At 69.6% G+C, this 15,635-nt stretch carries 14 protein-coding genes; 1 reads left to right on the top strand and 13 read right to left on the bottom strand.

Annotated features, from left to right (window positions below; all coding sequences use genetic code 11):
* Window positions 1–11 precede the first annotated feature (11 nt).
* Window positions 12–431, top strand: coding sequence for a DUF5313 domain-containing protein (locus tag AWB92_RS02665; protein ID WP_085183930.1), 420 nt, complete (start codon window positions 12–14; stop codon window positions 429–431).
* Here the strand turns inward: AWB92_RS02665 and proB are convergent.
* From proB to AWB92_RS02600, 13 genes are all read right to left on the bottom strand, one after another.
* Entirely contained in the window at window positions 424–1,539 is a 1,116-nt protein-coding gene (gene proB, locus AWB92_RS02660; RefSeq protein WP_085183929.1) for a glutamate 5-kinase, read from the bottom strand. The two genes, AWB92_RS02665 and proB, sit on opposite strands and share 8 nt — an antisense overlap.
* Before the next feature lie 46 nt (window positions 1,540–1,585).
* Complete coding sequence (gene obgE, locus AWB92_RS02655) at window positions 1,586–3,028, bottom strand: GTPase ObgE (RefSeq protein WP_085183928.1); 1,443 nt, start codon at window positions 3,026–3,028, stop codon at window positions 1,586–1,588.
* Between the two features lie 88 nt (window positions 3,029–3,116).
* Window positions 3,117–3,383: a 50S ribosomal protein L27 gene (gene rpmA / locus AWB92_RS02650; RefSeq protein WP_085183927.1), complete on the bottom strand. Its 267-nt coding sequence runs from the start codon at window positions 3,381–3,383 to the stop codon at window positions 3,117–3,119.
* A 10-nt stretch (window positions 3,384–3,393) separates the two neighbouring features.
* Window positions 3,394–3,705, bottom strand: coding sequence for a 50S ribosomal protein L21 (gene rplU / locus AWB92_RS02645; RefSeq protein ID WP_067158787.1), 312 nt, complete (start codon window positions 3,703–3,705; stop codon window positions 3,394–3,396).
* Window positions 3,706–3,909: 204 nt separating this feature from the next.
* The gene (locus tag AWB92_RS02640; RefSeq protein ID WP_085183926.1) at window positions 3,910–6,636 is read right to left on the bottom strand and encodes an Rne/Rng family ribonuclease; all 2,727 of its coding nucleotides are present in this window, start codon (window positions 6,634–6,636) and stop codon (window positions 3,910–3,912) included.
* Window positions 6,637–6,976: 340 nt separating this feature from the next.
* On the bottom strand, window positions 6,977–7,387 hold the full coding sequence (ndk, locus tag AWB92_RS02635; RefSeq protein WP_085183925.1) for a nucleoside-diphosphate kinase: 411 nt from the start codon (window positions 7,385–7,387) through the stop codon (window positions 6,977–6,979).
* Between the two features lie 29 nt (window positions 7,388–7,416).
* Complete coding sequence (locus AWB92_RS02630) at window positions 7,417–7,773, bottom strand: DUF4233 domain-containing protein (RefSeq protein WP_068104057.1); 357 nt, start codon at window positions 7,771–7,773, stop codon at window positions 7,417–7,419.
* A complete protein-coding gene (locus AWB92_RS02625; protein WP_085183924.1) occupies window positions 7,770–9,206 on the bottom strand; it encodes a folylpolyglutamate synthase/dihydrofolate synthase family protein in 1,437 nt (478 codons plus the stop codon). Before AWB92_RS02625 ends, AWB92_RS02630 begins: the two co-directional genes overlap by 4 nt.
* Window positions 9,203–11,854, bottom strand: coding sequence for a valine--tRNA ligase (locus AWB92_RS02620; protein ID WP_085183923.1), 2,652 nt, complete (start codon window positions 11,852–11,854; stop codon window positions 9,203–9,205). Before AWB92_RS02620 ends, AWB92_RS02625 begins: the two co-directional genes overlap by 4 nt.
* A 91-nt stretch (window positions 11,855–11,945) precedes the next feature.
* Window positions 11,946–12,560 carry a LysM peptidoglycan-binding domain-containing protein gene (locus AWB92_RS02615; protein ID WP_142281910.1) on the bottom strand — a complete coding sequence of 205 codons (615 nt, stop codon included), beginning with the start codon at window positions 12,558–12,560 and terminating at the stop codon, window positions 11,946–11,948.
* Between the two features lie 159 nt (window positions 12,561–12,719).
* A complete protein-coding gene (locus tag AWB92_RS02610) occupies window positions 12,720–13,265 on the bottom strand; it encodes a DUF937 domain-containing protein (protein WP_085183921.1) in 546 nt (181 codons plus the stop codon).
* 89 nt (window positions 13,266–13,354) lie between these two features.
* Window positions 13,355–14,611 carry a trans-acting enoyl reductase family protein gene (locus tag AWB92_RS02605; protein WP_085183920.1) on the bottom strand — a complete coding sequence of 419 codons (1,257 nt, stop codon included), beginning with the start codon at window positions 14,609–14,611 and terminating at the stop codon, window positions 13,355–13,357.
* Window positions 14,612–14,697: 86 nt separating this feature from the next.
* Complete coding sequence (locus tag AWB92_RS02600) at window positions 14,698–15,258, bottom strand: transglycosylase family protein (RefSeq protein ID WP_085183919.1); 561 nt, start codon at window positions 15,256–15,258, stop codon at window positions 14,698–14,700.
* Between the last annotated feature and the right edge of the window lie 377 nt (window positions 15,259–15,635).

Genomic DNA, 15,635 nt, shown 5'->3' with positions numbered 1-15,635 from the left:
CAGGAGCAAGCATGACCACCACCAAGCCCAACCTTTGGCAGTACATCGGCTATTCGTACGGTCGACGCCTACCGGATTCGATGCGCACCTGGGTCGCGAACGACCTGGCGGGCTGGGGAGCCGTGCGCCGGCACATGATCCGGTGGGCCATCCCGCCGCTGTTCGTGCTCGCACCGTTCTGGCTGCTGCCCGCTTCGCTGTACGTGCACACGGAGATGACCGTCCCCCTCTACATCTGGGCGCTACTGATATCGCTTGCGCTGAACAAGGTTTGGCGCCGACACCGGCTGGCGCAGCATGGCCTCGACCCAAACCTGGTCGACGTGCTCAAGCGCGAGAAAGAGTCGAAGATGCACGAGGACTACGCCCGCCGTTACGGGCCGCGTCCCGAGTCGGCCAGGTGGCAGGACAACAGCAACCCGTTCAATTAGCCGGCTTCACCGCGACCAGGTCGTCGGCGTGCACCGCCGGCCGGCGCAGCTCACCGGGCAGGTCGGAGGTCGACCGGCCCACCATGGTGGCTAGTTCGGTCGCGTCGTAGGCGACCACCCCCCGGGCCACCATAGTCGCGTCCGGTCCGCGCAGTTCGACGACGTCCCCGGCATAGAACCGGCCGGAGATGGTGGTGATACCCGCAGCCAGCAGCGAGCGGCGTTGCCGCACCACCGCGCGCACCGCGCCCTCGTCCAGCGTCAGCGAACCGGCGGCCTCGGCGGCGTAACGCACCCAGAACCGGCGGGCCGACATCCGGACCGGGCGCGGCGCGAACACCGTTCCGCTCGAGGCGTCGCTGAGTGCGGTCGCGGCGTCGGTCGCCGCGGCCAGCAGCACCGGGACGCCTGCGTCGGCGGCCAGCAGCGCCGACGACATCTTCGACGCCATGCCGCCGGTGCCCAGGTCGCTGCCCGGGCCGGCGACCACGCCGTCCAGGTCCGCGGCGCCGGACACTTCGGGGATAAACCTGGCGCCCTTGGTTTTCCGCGGATCGGAGTCGTAGAGGCCGTCGATGTCGGAGAGCAGCACCAGCGCCTCGGCGCCCACCAGGTGGGCCACCAGCGCCGAGAGGCGGTCGTTGTCGCCGAACCGGATCTCGTTGGTGGCCACCGTGTCGTTTTCGTTGACGATCGCCACCGCGTGTAGGGCGCGCAGCCGGTCCAGGGTGCGCTGGGCGTTGGTGTGTGAGGCCCGCACCGAAATGTCGTGCGCCGTCAGCAGCACCTGCCCGACCGTGCGGCCGTAGCGGGCGAACGCCGCGCTCCAGGAGTTGACCAACGCCACCTGGCCGACGCTGGCGGCGGCCTGCTTGGTCGCCAAATCCTTTGGGCGACGCGATAATCCGAGCGGTTCAATGCCGGCGGCGATGGCACCGGACGACACGATGACGACGTCGGTGCCGGCCTTCATCCGCGCCTCGATGGCGTCGGCCAGTCCGGCCAGCCGGCCGGCGTCGAACACCCCGGACGGCGTGGTCAGCGCGTTGGTGCCGACCTTGACCACGAGGCTGCGCGCGGTTCGGATGGTTTCGCGAGCCCTACTCAATGGCGCCGCTCCTGCTCATCGCTTCGCTCTGCATCGTCGCCGGCGCTCATTCGTCGTCACCGTGTTGGCGGCGCTGACGACGGGCTTCCTTGCGCTCGGCGGCCCCAGTTCGTTCGCTGCGCTCCAGCCGCGCGTCGGTGCCGCGGCCGGACAGCGCAACGTGTTCTCCCGCAGGCGTTTGCGGCTCCCAATCGAACGTCATCTCGCCGATGGTCACGGCGCAGCCCGGTTTCGCACCGAGCTTCAGCAGTTCCTCCTCGACACCGAGGCGCGCCAGACGGTCGGCGAGGTAACCCACCGCTTCGTCGTTGTCGAAGTTGGTCTGGCCGACCCACCGCTCGGGCCGGGCGCCGGTGACGACGAACCCGCCCTCCCCGTCCGGTTCGACGGTGAAGCCGCTGTCGTCGACGGCCAGCGGCCGGATCACCGGGCGGCGCGGCACGATCTGGGGCCGCGCGGCGTTGTACTCCGAAATCATCTGCCAGAGCCCAAATACCAAGGGCTGCAAACCATCACGGGTGATCGTGGACACCAGGAACACCGGCCAGCCGCGCGCGGCGATCTCGTCGCGGACGAATTCGGCAAGCTCGCGGGCCTCGGGCACGTCAATCTTGTTGAGCACCACCGCCCGCGGCCGTTCGGCCAGATCGCCCAGCACCGCGTCCCCCTGCAGGGTCGGGGTGTAGGCGGCGAGTTCGGCTTCCAGCGCGTCGATGTCGGAGATCGGGTCGCGGCCGGGGTCCGCGGTGGCGCAGTCGACGACATGCACCAGCACGGCGCATCGCTCGATGTGGCGCAGGAATTCCAGGCCCAGGCCGCGCCCCTCCGACGCCCCCGGGATCAGACCCGGCACGTCGGCGACCGTGAAGGTGTGCTCACCCGCCGACACGACGCCGAGGTTGGGCACCAGCGTGGTGAACGGGTAGTCGGCGATCTTTGGCTTGGCCGCCGAAATCGCGGACACCAGCGAGGATTTCCCGGCCGAGGGAAACCCGATCAGGCCGACGTCGGCGACGGTCTTGAGCTCCAGCGTCAGGTCGCGGGCCTGGCCCGGCTCGCCGAGCAGCGCGAAGCCCGGGGCCTTGCGGGCGCGCGATGCGAGCGCGGCGTTGCCGAGGCCGCCGCGGCCACCGGCGGCCGCCTCGAAGCGGGTGCCGGCCCCCACCAGGTCCGCGAGCAGGCGGCCGTGTTCGTCCAGGACGACGGTGCCGTCGGGGACTTTGACCTCCAGGTCGGCGCCAGCGGCGCCGTCACGGTTGTTGCCCATCCCCTGCTTACCCGAGGGCGCGGTGACGTGCGGGTGAAAGTGGAAGTCCAGCAGGGTGTGCACCTGCGGGTCGACGACCAATACGATGCTGCCGCCGCGGCCGCCGTTGCCGCCGTCAGGGCCGCCGAGCGGCTTGAATTTCTCGCGGTGCACCGACGCGCAGCCGTTACCGCCGGAACCCGCGCGCGCGTGGATGACGACGCGATCGACAAACCGGGGCATCGAGGGTCCTCTCAACTACCGCGGGCGCCGATGCGGGCCGGTGCCCGCGGCCGGACGCAGCGCCCGGGCCGGGCCCGGGCAAAAACGCCTAGTCGGTGATTTGCCCGGCCGCGACGATGCTGACGGTCTTGCGGCCGCGCTTGGTCCCGAACTCGACCGCACCGGATTCCTTGGCGAACAGGGTGTCGTCGCCGCCCCGCCCGACGTTGACGCCGGGGTGGAACTTGGTGCCGCGCTGGCGGACGATGATCTCGCCGGCCTTCACGACCTGGCCGCCGAACCGCTTCACGCCCAGCCGCTGCGCGGCGGAGTCGCGGCCGTTGCGCGAGCTGGAAGCGCCCTTCTTGTGTGCCATGTGGTCCTCGCTACTTGATCCCGGTGACCTTCAGGACCGTCAGCTGCTGACGGTGACCCTGACGCTTGTGGTAGCCGGTCTTGTTCTTGAACTTGTGGATGCGGATCTTGGGGCCCTTGGTGTGCTCGAGCACCTCGCCGGTCACCGCGACCTTGGCCAGCGCCGCGGCGTCGCTGGTGACCTTGGCGCCGTCGACGACCAGGGCGACCGGCAGCGTCACATTGGCGCCCGGCTCGGAGTCCAGCTTCTCGACCTTGACGACGTCTCCGACGGCGACTTTGTACTGCTTGCCGCCGGTCTTGACGATTGCGTACGTCGCCATCGTTGCTCCTGCCTCTTTCCTTCGCGCGCGTGCCACCGGCTCGTTCGTGGTGGGTCTGGGGTGCGGGTCCGCACCGGTCACCCGGGAGTCCCGCCCGTCGCCGGCCATAGTCTGGTTGGCCTGGCCTGACGACAACTGTCCAAGGGTACGTGACCAGCGGCTACAGGGTCAAACCGGCTCGCCTGACCGCTCGGGTGACGCAGGTCAGTCCACGTGGATCGGCGGGCCGGCCGGCCTGCCCGCCGCGCGGCGACGTCGCGGGCGGCCGAAGCCCGCTGCCGCGTCACCGGCCGCGTTGGTGTCCTCGTCGTCGTCGAGGTCGTCGTCGTCCTCGTCATCGTCCTCGTCGTCATCGTCGTCCACGTCGAGGTCCTCGTCATCGAGGTCGTCATCGTCGTCGTCGAGGTCGTCCTCGTCCTCGTCCTCGTCGCTGTCGCTCTCGCCAAAGTCCTGGCCGTTGTCCTCGAAGTCGTCCCGGTCGGCGTCCGCCACGGCCGCGTCGGGCGGCACTTCGGCCTCGCCGTCGACCTGGGCGATGACTTCCTCGGCCGTCTCCTCGGACTCCCCGCCATCCTGGGACACCGCCTCCGACGTCCCGGACGTGCCGGCCGCCATCGCCTTGAACATCGGGTGTTCCCCGGGCGTGTGGGCCGGCAACACCTTGGCCACGGTGGGCTCCTCGGCGCCCTTCTTCTTCGACCGCCTGCCCCGGCGGCCACCGGATTCGGACTTCCGGCCGTTGGACGGGGCCGAATCCACCGGATCGCTGTGCAGCAGCAGGCCGCGGCCGCCGCAGTTCGGGCACATCGACGAGAACGCCTCGATCAGCCCGGTGCCCAGCCGCTTGCGGGTCAGTTGGACCAGGCCCAGCGACGTCACCTCGGAGACCTGATGGCGGGTGCGGTCACGGGCCAGCGACTCGGTCAGCCGGCGCAACACCAGGTCGCGGTTGGACTCGAGCACCATGTCGATGAAGTCGATGACCACGATGCCGCCGATGTCGCGCAGCCGCAGCTGGCGCACGATCTCCTCGGCCGCCTCCAGGTTGTTCTTGGTGACGGTCTGCTCAAGGTTGCCCCCGGATCCGGTGAACTTGCCGGTGTTGACGTCGATCACCGTCATCGCCTCGGTGCGATCGATCACCAGCGTGCCGCCCGACGGCAGCCACACCTTGCGGTCCATCGCCTTGGCGAGCTGTTCGTCGATGCGGTGCACCGCGAACACGTCCGGCCCGGTCGAGTCGTCGGGTCCGGTGGCGGGCTCGTACTTGGTGAGTTTCGAAACCAGTTCTGGCGCAACGGCGTTCACGTATTCGTTGATCGTGTTCCAGGCCTCGTCGCCGGAGACGATCAGGCCGGCGAAATCCTCGTTGAACAGGTCGCGGATGACCTTGACCAACACGTCGGGCTCTTCGTAGAGCGACACCGCGGCGCCGGCGGCCTTTTGTTTGGTTTCGGCGGCCTTCGCCTCGATCTGCTCCCAGCGTTCCTGCAGGCGGGTGACGTCCTTGCGGATGTCCTCCTCTTTGACTCCCTCGGACGCGGTGCGGATGATCACCCCGGCGTCGGACGGCACCACCTCGCGCAGGATCTCCTTGAGCCGCTGGCGTTCGGTGTCGGGCAGCTTGCGGCTGATCCCGGTCGACGACGCGCCCGGCACGTAAACGAGGTAGCGGCCGGCCAGTGAGACCTGCGTGGTCAGCCGGGCGCCTTTGTGGCCGACCGGGTCCTTGCTGACCTGCACGACGACGTAATCGCCGGGTTTGAGGGCCTGTTCGATCTTGCGGTCCGACCCGCCCAGTCCCGCGGCCTCCCAGTTGACCTCCCCGGCGTAGAGCACGCCGTTGCGGCCGCGGCCGATGTCGACGAAGGCCGCCTCCATCGAGGGCAGCACGTTCTGCACGATCCCGAGGTAGATGTTTCCCACCAGCGAGGCGGAGGCGGCGGAGGTCACGAAGTGCTCGACGACGATGCCGTCTTCCAGCACCGCGATCTGCGTGTAGCGCGCGCCCGGATGCGGTGGCTCGGTGCGGACCCGGTCGCGCACGACCATCATCCGCTCGACGGCCTCACGGCGCGCCAGGAACTCTGCCTCGGTCAGCACCGGCGGGCGGCGCCGCCCGGCGTCGCGCCCGTCGCGGCGGCGTTGCCGCTTGGCCTCCAGCCGGGTGGAGCCGTCGATGCCCTTGATCTCGGCGTTTGAGCTGCCGCTCTCGTCGCCGTTCTTGCCGCTGCGCGGCGGGCGCTCGTGCACCACGGTGTTGGGCGGATCGTCCGGCGACGGACCCTCGTCGCCGTCGTCACCGGCCCCCGACTTGCGCCGTCGCCGCCGGCGGCGGCGCCGGCTGGCGGCCTCCGAGGATCCGTTCTCGTCGTCGCCGGCGTCGGAGTCGTCCTCGTCGGTGTCCTCCGAGTCGGCGTCCTCGTCTATGTCTTGGCCGTCGGCGCCGCCCTGTTCGCCGCGGCCGCGGCCCCGGCCCCGGCGGCCGCGCCGCCGCCGGCGGTTGGCGGGCCGGTCGGCCTGTTCGTCATCGTCGCTGTCGGAATCGTCGGAGTCGGCCGAATCGTCGTCGATGTCGCGCTCGCCGCCGATCTCGACCGGCTGCGGCGCGACGAACAGCGGCATGTAATCCCTTCCCGCACTTGAGGCGTCGAGCAGCAGCGGTTGTTGTGCGGCGGCCGCGCTGCTGAATCCCGGGATGTTCGGCAGGGGTTGGGCGAAGAGCAATTCGCGCACCTTGATCGCGTCCTCGCGGTCCACACCGGAGTGCACGTTGCGGTCCCGCCCGTCGATGGCGGTGAGCGCCGCCAGCACCTCTTTGTTGGTGCTTCCCAGCGCCCGGGCCAGCTGGTGGACCCTCAGGCGGTCCGGCAGATCCTCGTTCCGGGCCGGCTCATGTGACGAGTCTGTGGGTGGTGCGCTGTCTACCACGTATTCTCCTTTAGCCCCCGGGCGCGTCGTTTCGACGCGGCCACGCGAGGGCTTCGCTATCGGCCCGGGTCGCTTCTCCCAGGCTTGTGATGGTCTCGCCCCGAGCGGCTCAGGTAGAACTCACTCGGCGCCGTGCTGAATGTAGGCCTGACATGCGGCGCAACATCGCGGGGAAGCGATGGTCGCGCTTGTCTAAGTCTTCATTCGGGTGTCCGACGCCGGTCCGGCGACGTTCACCCGCTGTCAGTATCCCACATCACTTCCAGTGCCCACCCGCGCCCGATCCGCGCGCGTCAGCAAACACCGCCGGGGCCCCGGTGTGGCCCGGATCGCCCCGGCGCTAAATTCCGGGAAACCAGAGCGCGATCTCGCGCTTGGCGGAATCCTCCGAATCGGACCCGTGCACCAGGTTGAACTGCGTCTCCAGCCCGAAATCTCCCCGGATGGTGCCGGGCGTGGCCTTGTCCACCGGGTCGGTACCGCCCGCGACCTGCCGAAACGCTGCGATCGCGCGCGGCCCCTCTACGATCGCCGCCACCACCGGCCCCGAGGTGATGAACTCCAGCAACGATCCGAAGAAGGGCTTGCCTTCGTGCTCTGCGTAGTGCTGACCGGCCAGCTCTTGGCCGACGTGCCGGAGCTCCAGCGCCGCGATGGTGAGGCCTTTCCGCTCGATGCGGCCGATGATCTCGCCGATCAGATGCCGCTCGACGGCGTCCGGCTTGATCAGTACCAGGGTCCGTTCGGTCACGGCGGACAGCGTACAGAACCGATTCGCGTCTAGCTCGGCGGCGACTGACGGCGCCGGACCTCGGCCCGGAAGTACGCGATCAGCGCCCACAACCCGGTGAACAGCACGCCGATGAAGCCCACCCCCGGGTAGATGGCGAAACCTGCGAGCAGCACCACCTGCACGGCCAGGTTCACCCAGATCGCCCACGGTCTGCGCTGCAGCCCGGCCAGGAGGATCAAGACGACGGCCAGGCCGATCAGATAGACCAACGACGCGGCGTTCAGGCCGCCGCCGACGGCGCCCACCACCGGAATCGCCAGCAGCACCACGATCGCCTCCAGGACCAGCGTCGCGGCCATCACGCCGCCGAAGCTCTTCCAGGGGTCGGGTCTCTGGTCTGTCATTGCGGGTCACGACCGAACAGGGTCCGCGCGGCGCCGGCGGTGACCACCGAGCCGGTGACGACGATCCCCGTGCCCGAAAACGATTCCGCCTCACCGATTTCCGTGGCCGCCTCGTCGACCAGGGCGGTCGCGACCTCGACAGCGTCGCGCAGGTTTTCCGCGGTCGCCACGCGATCGGGCCCGAACCGCTCACGGGCGGCCAGCGCCAGCGACTCGACGTCCAGCGCGCGCGGCGAGCCGTTATGGGTCACGACGACCGAGTCGAACGCGGGCTCCAGCGCGGCGAGGATGCCGTCAACGTCCTTGTCGGCCATGATGCTCAACACGCCGACCAGGAACCGGAAGTCGAACTCGCCGGCCAGCGTCTGCGCCAGCGCCGTCGCTCCGGCCGGGTTGTGGGCGGCGTCGATGAACACCGTCGGCGCGCTGCGCAGGCGTTCCAACCGGCCGGGGCTGGTGACGGCGGCGAAACCGGCCCGGACCGCCTCGACGTCGAGCTGTCGCTGCGCGCCCGCCCCGAAGAAGGCCTCGACCGCCGCGAGCGCCACCACCGCGTTGTGGGCCTGGTGTTCGCCGTGCAGCGGCATGTAGACGTCCGAGTAGACGCCGCCCAGGCCCTGCAGCTGCAGCACCTGCCCGCCGATCGCGACCTGGCGGCCCAACACCGCGAATTCCGAGTCCTCGCGGGCGACCGCGGCGTCGGCGCGCACGGCCTGGGCCAGCAGCACCTCCATGGCCTCCGGCGCCTGCCGCGCGATGACGGCGACGGTGTCCGGCGCGCCCTCGGGCGCCTGATGGATGATGCCGGCCTTCTCGCCGGCGATCCCGGCGAGGTCGCCGCCGAGGTATTCCACGTGGTCGATGCCGACGGGGGTGATGACCGCGACCGGCGCGTTGATCACGTTGGTGGCGTCCCAGCGGCCGCCCATGCCCACCTCGACCACCGCCACGTCGACGGGCGCGTCGGCGAACGCGGCGAACGCCATCGCGGTGAGGACCTCGAACTTGCTCATCGCCGGGCCACCGTCAGCTTGTGACTGTGCGTCGACCATCTGCACGAACGGCTCGATCTCGCGGTAGGTCGCCACGTATTGGGCCGGGCTGATCGGCTGCCCGTCAATGGCGATGCGCTCGACCGCCGATTGCAGGTGGGGGCTGGTGGTCCGACCGGTGCGCCGGCCCAGGGCGGTCACCAGGGCGTCGACCATACGCGCCACCGAGGTCTTGCCGTTGGTGCCCGCGACATGGATGGACGGATACCCGAGCTGCGGCGACCCCAGCAGGTCCATCAGGGCGCTGATCCGGGTCAGGCTGGGCTCGATGCGGGTCTCCGGCCAGCGTTGGTCCAGCAGGTGCTCGACCTGCAACAGGGACGCGATCTCATCCGGTGTCGGAGCCGCGCTGGTGGCTCGCTCGGGCGGCTCCAAAGTCATTGCAGCGCGGCCAGCCTGGCGTTGATCCGGTCGGTTTCCTCCTGGGCGACGCGCTGGCGGTCGCGGATCTTGGCGACGACCTGGTCGGGCGCCTTGGCCAGGAAGTCGGCGTTGCCCAGTTTGGCGGCCGTGGACGACAGCTCCTTTTGCGCCGCGGCCAGATCCTTTTCCAGGCGCCGGCGCTCGGCGGCGACGTCGATGGTGCCCGACGTGTCGAGTTCGACGACGACGGTGCCGCCGGACAGGCGCACCTCCACCGACGCGGACGGCTGAAAATTCGGCTCCGGCGCGGTGAGCCACGCCAGCGACGTCACCGCCGCCACCTGGCCGCTCAGGTCGGAGGCTTCCACGCCGGCCAGCCGGGCGGGCACCCTCTGCCGATCGGCCAGCCCCTGGTCGCTGCGGAACCGGCGGACCTCGGTGACGAGCCGCTGCATGTCGGCGATCCGTTGCGCGGCAACGGGATCCAGGACGATGCCCGAGGCCTTGGGCCACTCGGCGATCACCAGCGACTCCTGGTCGGTGAGGGCCTGCCAGAGCGCCTCGGTGAGGAACGGGATGACCGGATGCAGCAACCGCAGCAACGTGTCGAGCACCGCGGCCAGCACGGCGGTGGTGTGGGCGAGGCCCTCGGCGAGCTGCGTCTTGGCCAGTTCGACATACCAGTCGCAGAATTCGTCCCACGCGAAGTGATACAGCGATTCGCAGGCGCGGCTGAACTCGTAGCCGTCGAAGGCCGAATCCACTTCTGCGCGAACCTCTTCCAGGCGCCCGAGGATCCATCGATCGGCGTCGGTCAGGTCGTCATGGGCCGGTAGCTCCGCGAGCGCGGCCCCGTTCAGCAGCGCATAGCGGGTGGCGTTGAACAGCTTCGTGCCGAAGTTGCGCGAGGCCCGGACGGCATCCTCGCTGACGGACAGGTCGCCGCCGGGGTTGGCGCCACGGGCCAGCGTGAACCGCAGGGCGTCCGCCCCGAACGCCTCCATCCAATCCAGCGGGTCGATAACGTTGCCCTTGGACTTGCTCATCTTGCGGCCGAACTCGTCGCGGATCAGCCCGTGCAGGAAAATGTCGGTGAACGGCACCTGCGGGCCCCGGCGGCCGCCGAGCGTGATGGCGTCGTCACCCCCGACGAAGGTGCCGAACATCATCATCCGCGCGACCCAGAAGAACAGGATGTCGTAGCCGGTGACCAAAACGCTTGTCGGATAGAACTTTTCCAGCTCGGGGGTCTCCGCCGGCCAACCCAGCGTAGAGAACGGCCACAGCGCGGAGGAGAACCAGGTATCCAGCACGTCGGGATCCTGCTCCCAGCCCTCCGGCGGCGCCTCATCAGGACCGACGCACACCTGCTCGCCGTCGGGCCCGTACCAGATCGGGATGCGGTGGCCCCACCACAGCTGCCGCGAAATGCACCAGTCGTGCATGTCGTCGACCCAGGCGAACCAGCGCGGCTCCAGGCTGGCGGGGTGAATCACGGTGTCCCCGTTGCGAACCGCGTCACCGGCGGCCTTGGCCAGCGATTCCACCCGGACCCACCACTGCAGCGACAGTCGCGGTTCGATGGGCTCGCCGCTGCGCTCCGAATGCCCCACGCTGTGCAGGTAGGGCCGCTTCTCCTCGACGATCCTGCCCTGCGCGGCGAGCGCTTCGCGCACGGCGACCCGCGCCACGAAGCGATCCATTCCGTCGAATTGCGTTCCGGTGTCGGCGATCCGGCCCTTGGTGTCCATGATCGAGATCATCGGCAGCTCGTGCCGGAGCCCGATCTCGAAGTCGTTGGGGTCATGCGCCGGCGTGACTTTGACCGCGCCCGTGCCGAATTCGGGGTCGACGTGCTCGTCCGCCACGATGAGGAGCGGACGGTCCAGGAAGGGGTGCGGCAGGCTGGTTCCGACCAGGTGGCGGTACCGCTCGTCGTCGGGATGCACCGCGATCGCGGTGTCGCCGAGCATCGTCTCCACCCGGGTGGTGGCAACCACGATGTGCGGCTCGGCGTCGTCCAGCGAGCCGTACCGGAACGACACCAGCTCGCCCTCGACGTCGAGGTAGTTCACCTCGAGGTCCGAGATCGCCGTCTCGAGCACGGGTGACCAGTTCACCAGACGCTCGGCCCGATAGATCAGACCCGCGTCGTAGAGCCGCTTGAAGATGGTGCGCACCGCGCGCGAGAGGCCCTCGTCCATGGTGAAGCGGTCGCGGCTCCAGTCCACGCCGTCGCCGAGGCGGCGCATCTGGCCGCCGATGGCACCGCCGGACTCCCGCTTCCAGTCCCACACCTTGTCGACGAACAGCTCCCGGCCGAAGTCCTCCTTGGTCTTGCCGTCGACCGCCAGCTGCTTTTCCACCACGCTCTGGGTCGCGATGCCCGCGTGGTCCATGCCGGGCTGCCACAGCACCTCATATCCCTGCATGCGCTTCCGCCGGGTCAGCGCGTCCATCATGGTGTGCTCCAGCGCGTGGCCCATGTGCAGGCTGCCGGTCACGTTGGGCGGCGGCAGCACGATCGAATAGGCGGGCTTGGAGCTGCTGGCATCGGCCTTGAAGTAGCCCGCGTCCAGCCACTTCTGGTAGATCGCGTCCTCCATCGCGGCCGGATCCCACGACTTGGGGAGCTGGTCGGCGGCGGGGTGGGGGGTGGCGGTCACCGGTCAATTCTAGGGAGACTCGATTTGCCCGCGCTTAAGCGGTCGAATCCGCTGCTCAGACGGATCCGACCACTATCGCGGTCCCCAGCGATCAGGGAATGGTCAGCACCTGGCCGGGCTGAATGAGGTCGGGGTTGGGGATGCCGCTGGCGTCTGCGATCGCCTGGTATTTGCTGCCGTCGCCGTAGAAGCGCTCCGCGATCGCCCACAGGCTGTCGCCGGGTTCGACAGTGTACGTCCGGGCGGCGGGTTCCGGCTCCGGCTCGGCAGCCGCCTCGGTCGCGGGCTCTTCGACCGCGGTTTCGGCGACCGGCTCGTCGACCGCCACCGGTTCCTCAGGGGCCGCGGCCTCGGGGGCCGGGGGCGGCGGCGCGTCCGTCTCGGTCTTCGTCGACCAGGCCGGTCCGTCGGCGGCGTAGAGCACCAGGTTGCGGTCGTCCTGAAGCACGAGCTTGACGTCCTTCTTGCCCTGCGTCGCGGTGTGCCACACCGGCTTGTCGGCCGTGTACACAACGAAATTGCCGTCGGGCTGCACCTCGGCCCGAACCACGTCCTGACCGTCGGTCCCGGTTGCCCAGAGGGCCTGGCCGCGCGCTGCCAGCACCAGGTTGCCGTCGTCCTGCAGCGTGAGGGTGTAGGCGCCGTTGTGCGAAGTCAGCGCTTCACCTCGCACCAGCTTCTGTCCTGCGGTGAGCGTGTCTGACACTTCATTCCCCTCTCGTCGACGTCGTCCGACGGGGGTCGGACGCCATTTCCCTTGTCCGATAAGGACAAACCTACTCATCTTGGTTCGCCTTGGGCGGCCTTGAACTCGACGCAATCGAAACCGTCCGGGAACTGCCCGTGAACAGTCCGGAGGACCGCGCTACTTCTTTCCGCCGAGCAGGCCGCCGAGCAGATCGCCGAGCGCGCCGCCCTTGCCGCTCAGCACGCTGCCGAGGATGCCGCCGAGGGATTTGTCGGCGGAGCCACCGGCGAGGATGCTGCCGAGGACTTCGCCCAGCCCACCCCCGGAGGCCGACTCCTTCTGCGCGCCGCCCTCATGGCCGAGCCGTTTCCCGATGTATCCCAGCACGATTGGGAGCACGATCGGCAACAACTGCTTGAGCAGTTCACGGTTGCCCGCCCCCCGATCGGCCAGCGCCGACGCGACCTGGTCGGCGTCGTTGCCGCCGAACAGCGTCGCGACCGCCTGGTGCCCGTCGGCCGCGTCGCCACCGACGGCGTGACTGGTCGCGATGGATTCGATATGGCTTTCGTGCTCGGGATCTTCGGAGTTCCGTTGCAGTCCGCCGAGCAGCGCCGGCACCAGGGTATGAACCGCGTTGTCGACGTCCGTTTCGTCGGCACCGAGCTTGTGTGCGATTTCGGAAGTGGGAATCTGGGAGTAGAGATCATCAAGACCGGCCATCGGTGTGTCCACCTTCGTCGAGTAGAGCCAAGTCGCTAACGACACTAGTCCGATGGGAAGTGGACCGAAAGCCGTTGCGGCAAACCGGTTCAGCTCAGCCGGTCGACCCGCAGCGACACGCCGGCGGCCGTTAATCGCGCCAACAGCGCGTCACCCATCGCGGCCGCGGGTGTGAGCACGCCGCGCAGATCGGTCAGTTTGTCGCGATCCAGCGCGAGCGCCAGGCCGGACTCGCCCAGCAGCACCGAGGTCGCCTTGTAGCCCGGGTCTCCCCGCTGCTCCATGCGCGCCACGTAACGGGCGCCGGAGGTCGTGGTGGTGTAGGTCTCGGTCCGGTAGTAGCCGCGCTCCCGGGCCTGGGCAGTGGGGCCGGTGCCCGGCTCGGGCAGCACCCGCTCGACCAGGCGGCGCGGCAGCAGCCGGAAGTAGCGGCTGCCCAGCTCGAACATCGCGTTGCCGACCCCGCCGAGGACGGTCGACGCCACCGGCGCCAGCACCGACGACCCGACGCTCATGTTCTCGTCGTAACGGAACCGCCGGCCGTACGCCCAGTCCAGCAAGGCGTTGGTGCGCCGCACGATCCGGGTGTTGGTGGGCGCCATCAGGAACCCCGCGGTCCACACCCCGGACAGCTCCGGGGCCAGCCGGTCGCCGCGGCGCGACGGCAGGTCGGGTTGGCGGCCGAGTTCGGGTTCGGCGGCGCGGTCGGTGCTCAGCGTGTAGGGGTCGGCGAGCAGGCGGCGCGCGTCGGGGTCGCTCGAGGCGGCGCGCAGGACCTCCACCAGCGACGCGTAGGTGCCGCCGGAGAACCCGCCCCGCAACGCACGCACCACGAAGTGGGTGTCGCCGAGCTCGCCGGCGCCGTCGGCCCGCGCCGCCTGGTACAGCGCGTACACGCTCAAATCGGACGGGATCGAGTCGAATCCGCAGGCGTGCACGATTCGGGCGCCGGTGTCGGCGGCCTGCTTGTGATACAGGTCGATGCTCTCGCGCATGAACGGCGGCTCGCCGGTCAGGTCGGCGTAGTCGGTGCCCGCCGCCGCGCACGCGGCCACCAGAGGCAGCCCGTAGCGGGTGTAGGGCCCGACCGTGGTGACGACGACCCGAGTCCGGCCGGCCATCTCGTCGAGCGTCGACGGCGACGCGGCATCGGCGGTCAGCAGCGGCCAGTCACGCGCCGACTCGCCCAGGATGTCGCGTACGGCGCGCAGCCGCTCCGGCGACCTGCCCGCCAGCGCGATCCGCGCGCCCGCTCCGGCGCGCGCCAGGTAGTCGGCGGTGAGCTTGCCCACGAAGCCGGTCGCCCCGTACAAGACGACGTCGAATTCGCGCGGCGCTGCGGTCACCGGGCCGACGCTACCCGACCAGACCCCCTAAACAAGTAGTGCCGGGCGCGAGGCCCGGCACTACTTGTACCTCTATTAGCGCAAGGTCAGCCGCGGCGACCGCAGACCGGCCAGGCGCCGATGCCCTGCGTGTGCAACACGTTCTCGGCAACCCGGATCTGCTCTTCGCGGCTGGCGCTGGCGGGCGACCCCGAGCCACCGTTGGCGTGCCAGGTGCTCGAGGTGAACTGCAGGCCACCGGAGAAGCCGTTACCGGTGCTGATCCCCCAGTTGCCACCCGACTCGCACTGCGCGATGGCGTCCCAGTTCACGCTGTACGCCTTGTGAACCGGCGGCGGGGGCGGGGCGTCCGGCGCCGGGGGCGGCGGCGGAACGTTCGGGTCGAAGCCCGCCGGGGCCGGCGCGGGAGGCACGTCAACGGGCGCCAGGGCGTCCGGGAGCGCCGCCGGCGGCGGAACGTTGGGATCGAACGCCGCCGGCGCTGCCGGCGGAGCGTCGGGGGCCGGCGGCGGAGGCGCGTCGGGGGCCCCGATGGGGGGAACGTTCGGGTCAAAGCCCATCGGTTCCGCGGTGGCGGTGGCGGAGGGCACCGTCACCAGGGTGCCGGAGATCGCGGCGAGGATGAGCGTCTTGCGGACGTTCTTCAAATTTCTTCCTTTCGCGGTGCGCGCGCGCCAAAGCAGACCCACCGGAGTGGGTCGGAGGTGCTTGCTTGGTGCCGAATAGGTGCTCTGGCGACGTGCCGTCTCGTTCAGGCACGACAGCGGCGGGCTTTCGATCTGCCCGGCGGGGTACTACCCCGGGCTGCGGCACTTCCATGCCGTCCGCAGCCCCGCTCGCACGCGGGTCCGTGGATTCAATTTTCGGTTACTTTTCGTCAACCCGTTTCGGGCTACCAGGGACCGTACGAAACCCGGGCGCATTCGTCATCTTCGGAAAGTGGATATCTCGGTTCGATAACAAGCCGATCACACCGCGATCGCGGAATCATTTCTGCAGGTCAGTCGCGCGTTTTAGCGCGGCG

Origin of the sequence: Mycobacterium sp. IEC1808, assembly GCF_002101935.1 — a bacterium.
Lineage (GTDB): Bacteria > Actinomycetota > Actinomycetes > Mycobacteriales > Mycobacteriaceae > Mycobacterium.
The sequence above is the reverse complement of the archived record's forward strand: the minus strand, read 5'-3'. Positions and strand labels throughout refer to the sequence as shown.

Excerpts from the sequence above, each read along its gene's own strand:
- AWB92_RS02665 (WP_085183930.1), top strand. The coding sequence starts at position 12 with ATGACCACCACCAAGCCCAACCTTTGGCAGTACATCGGCTATTCGTAC.
- rplU (WP_067158787.1), bottom strand. The coding sequence starts at position 3,705 with ATGGCGACGTACGCAATCGTCAAGACCGGCGGCAAGCAGTACAAAGTC.
- AWB92_RS02610 (WP_085183921.1), bottom strand. The coding sequence starts at position 13,265 with ATGGCCGGTCTTGATGATCTCTACTCCCAGATTCCCACTTCCGAAATC.
- obgE (WP_085183928.1), bottom strand. The coding sequence starts at position 3,028 with ATGCCCCGGTTTGTCGATCGCGTCGTCATCCACGCGCGCGCGGGTTCC.
- AWB92_RS02625 (WP_085183924.1), bottom strand. The coding sequence starts at position 9,206 with ATGACTTTGGAGCCGCCCGAGCGAGCCACCAGCGCGGCTCCGACACCG.
- rpmA (WP_085183927.1), bottom strand. The coding sequence starts at position 3,383 with ATGGCACACAAGAAGGGCGCTTCCAGCTCGCGCAACGGCCGCGACTCC.
- AWB92_RS02630 (WP_068104057.1), bottom strand. The coding sequence starts at position 7,773 with ATGACAGACCAGAGACCCGACCCCTGGAAGAGCTTCGGCGGCGTGATG.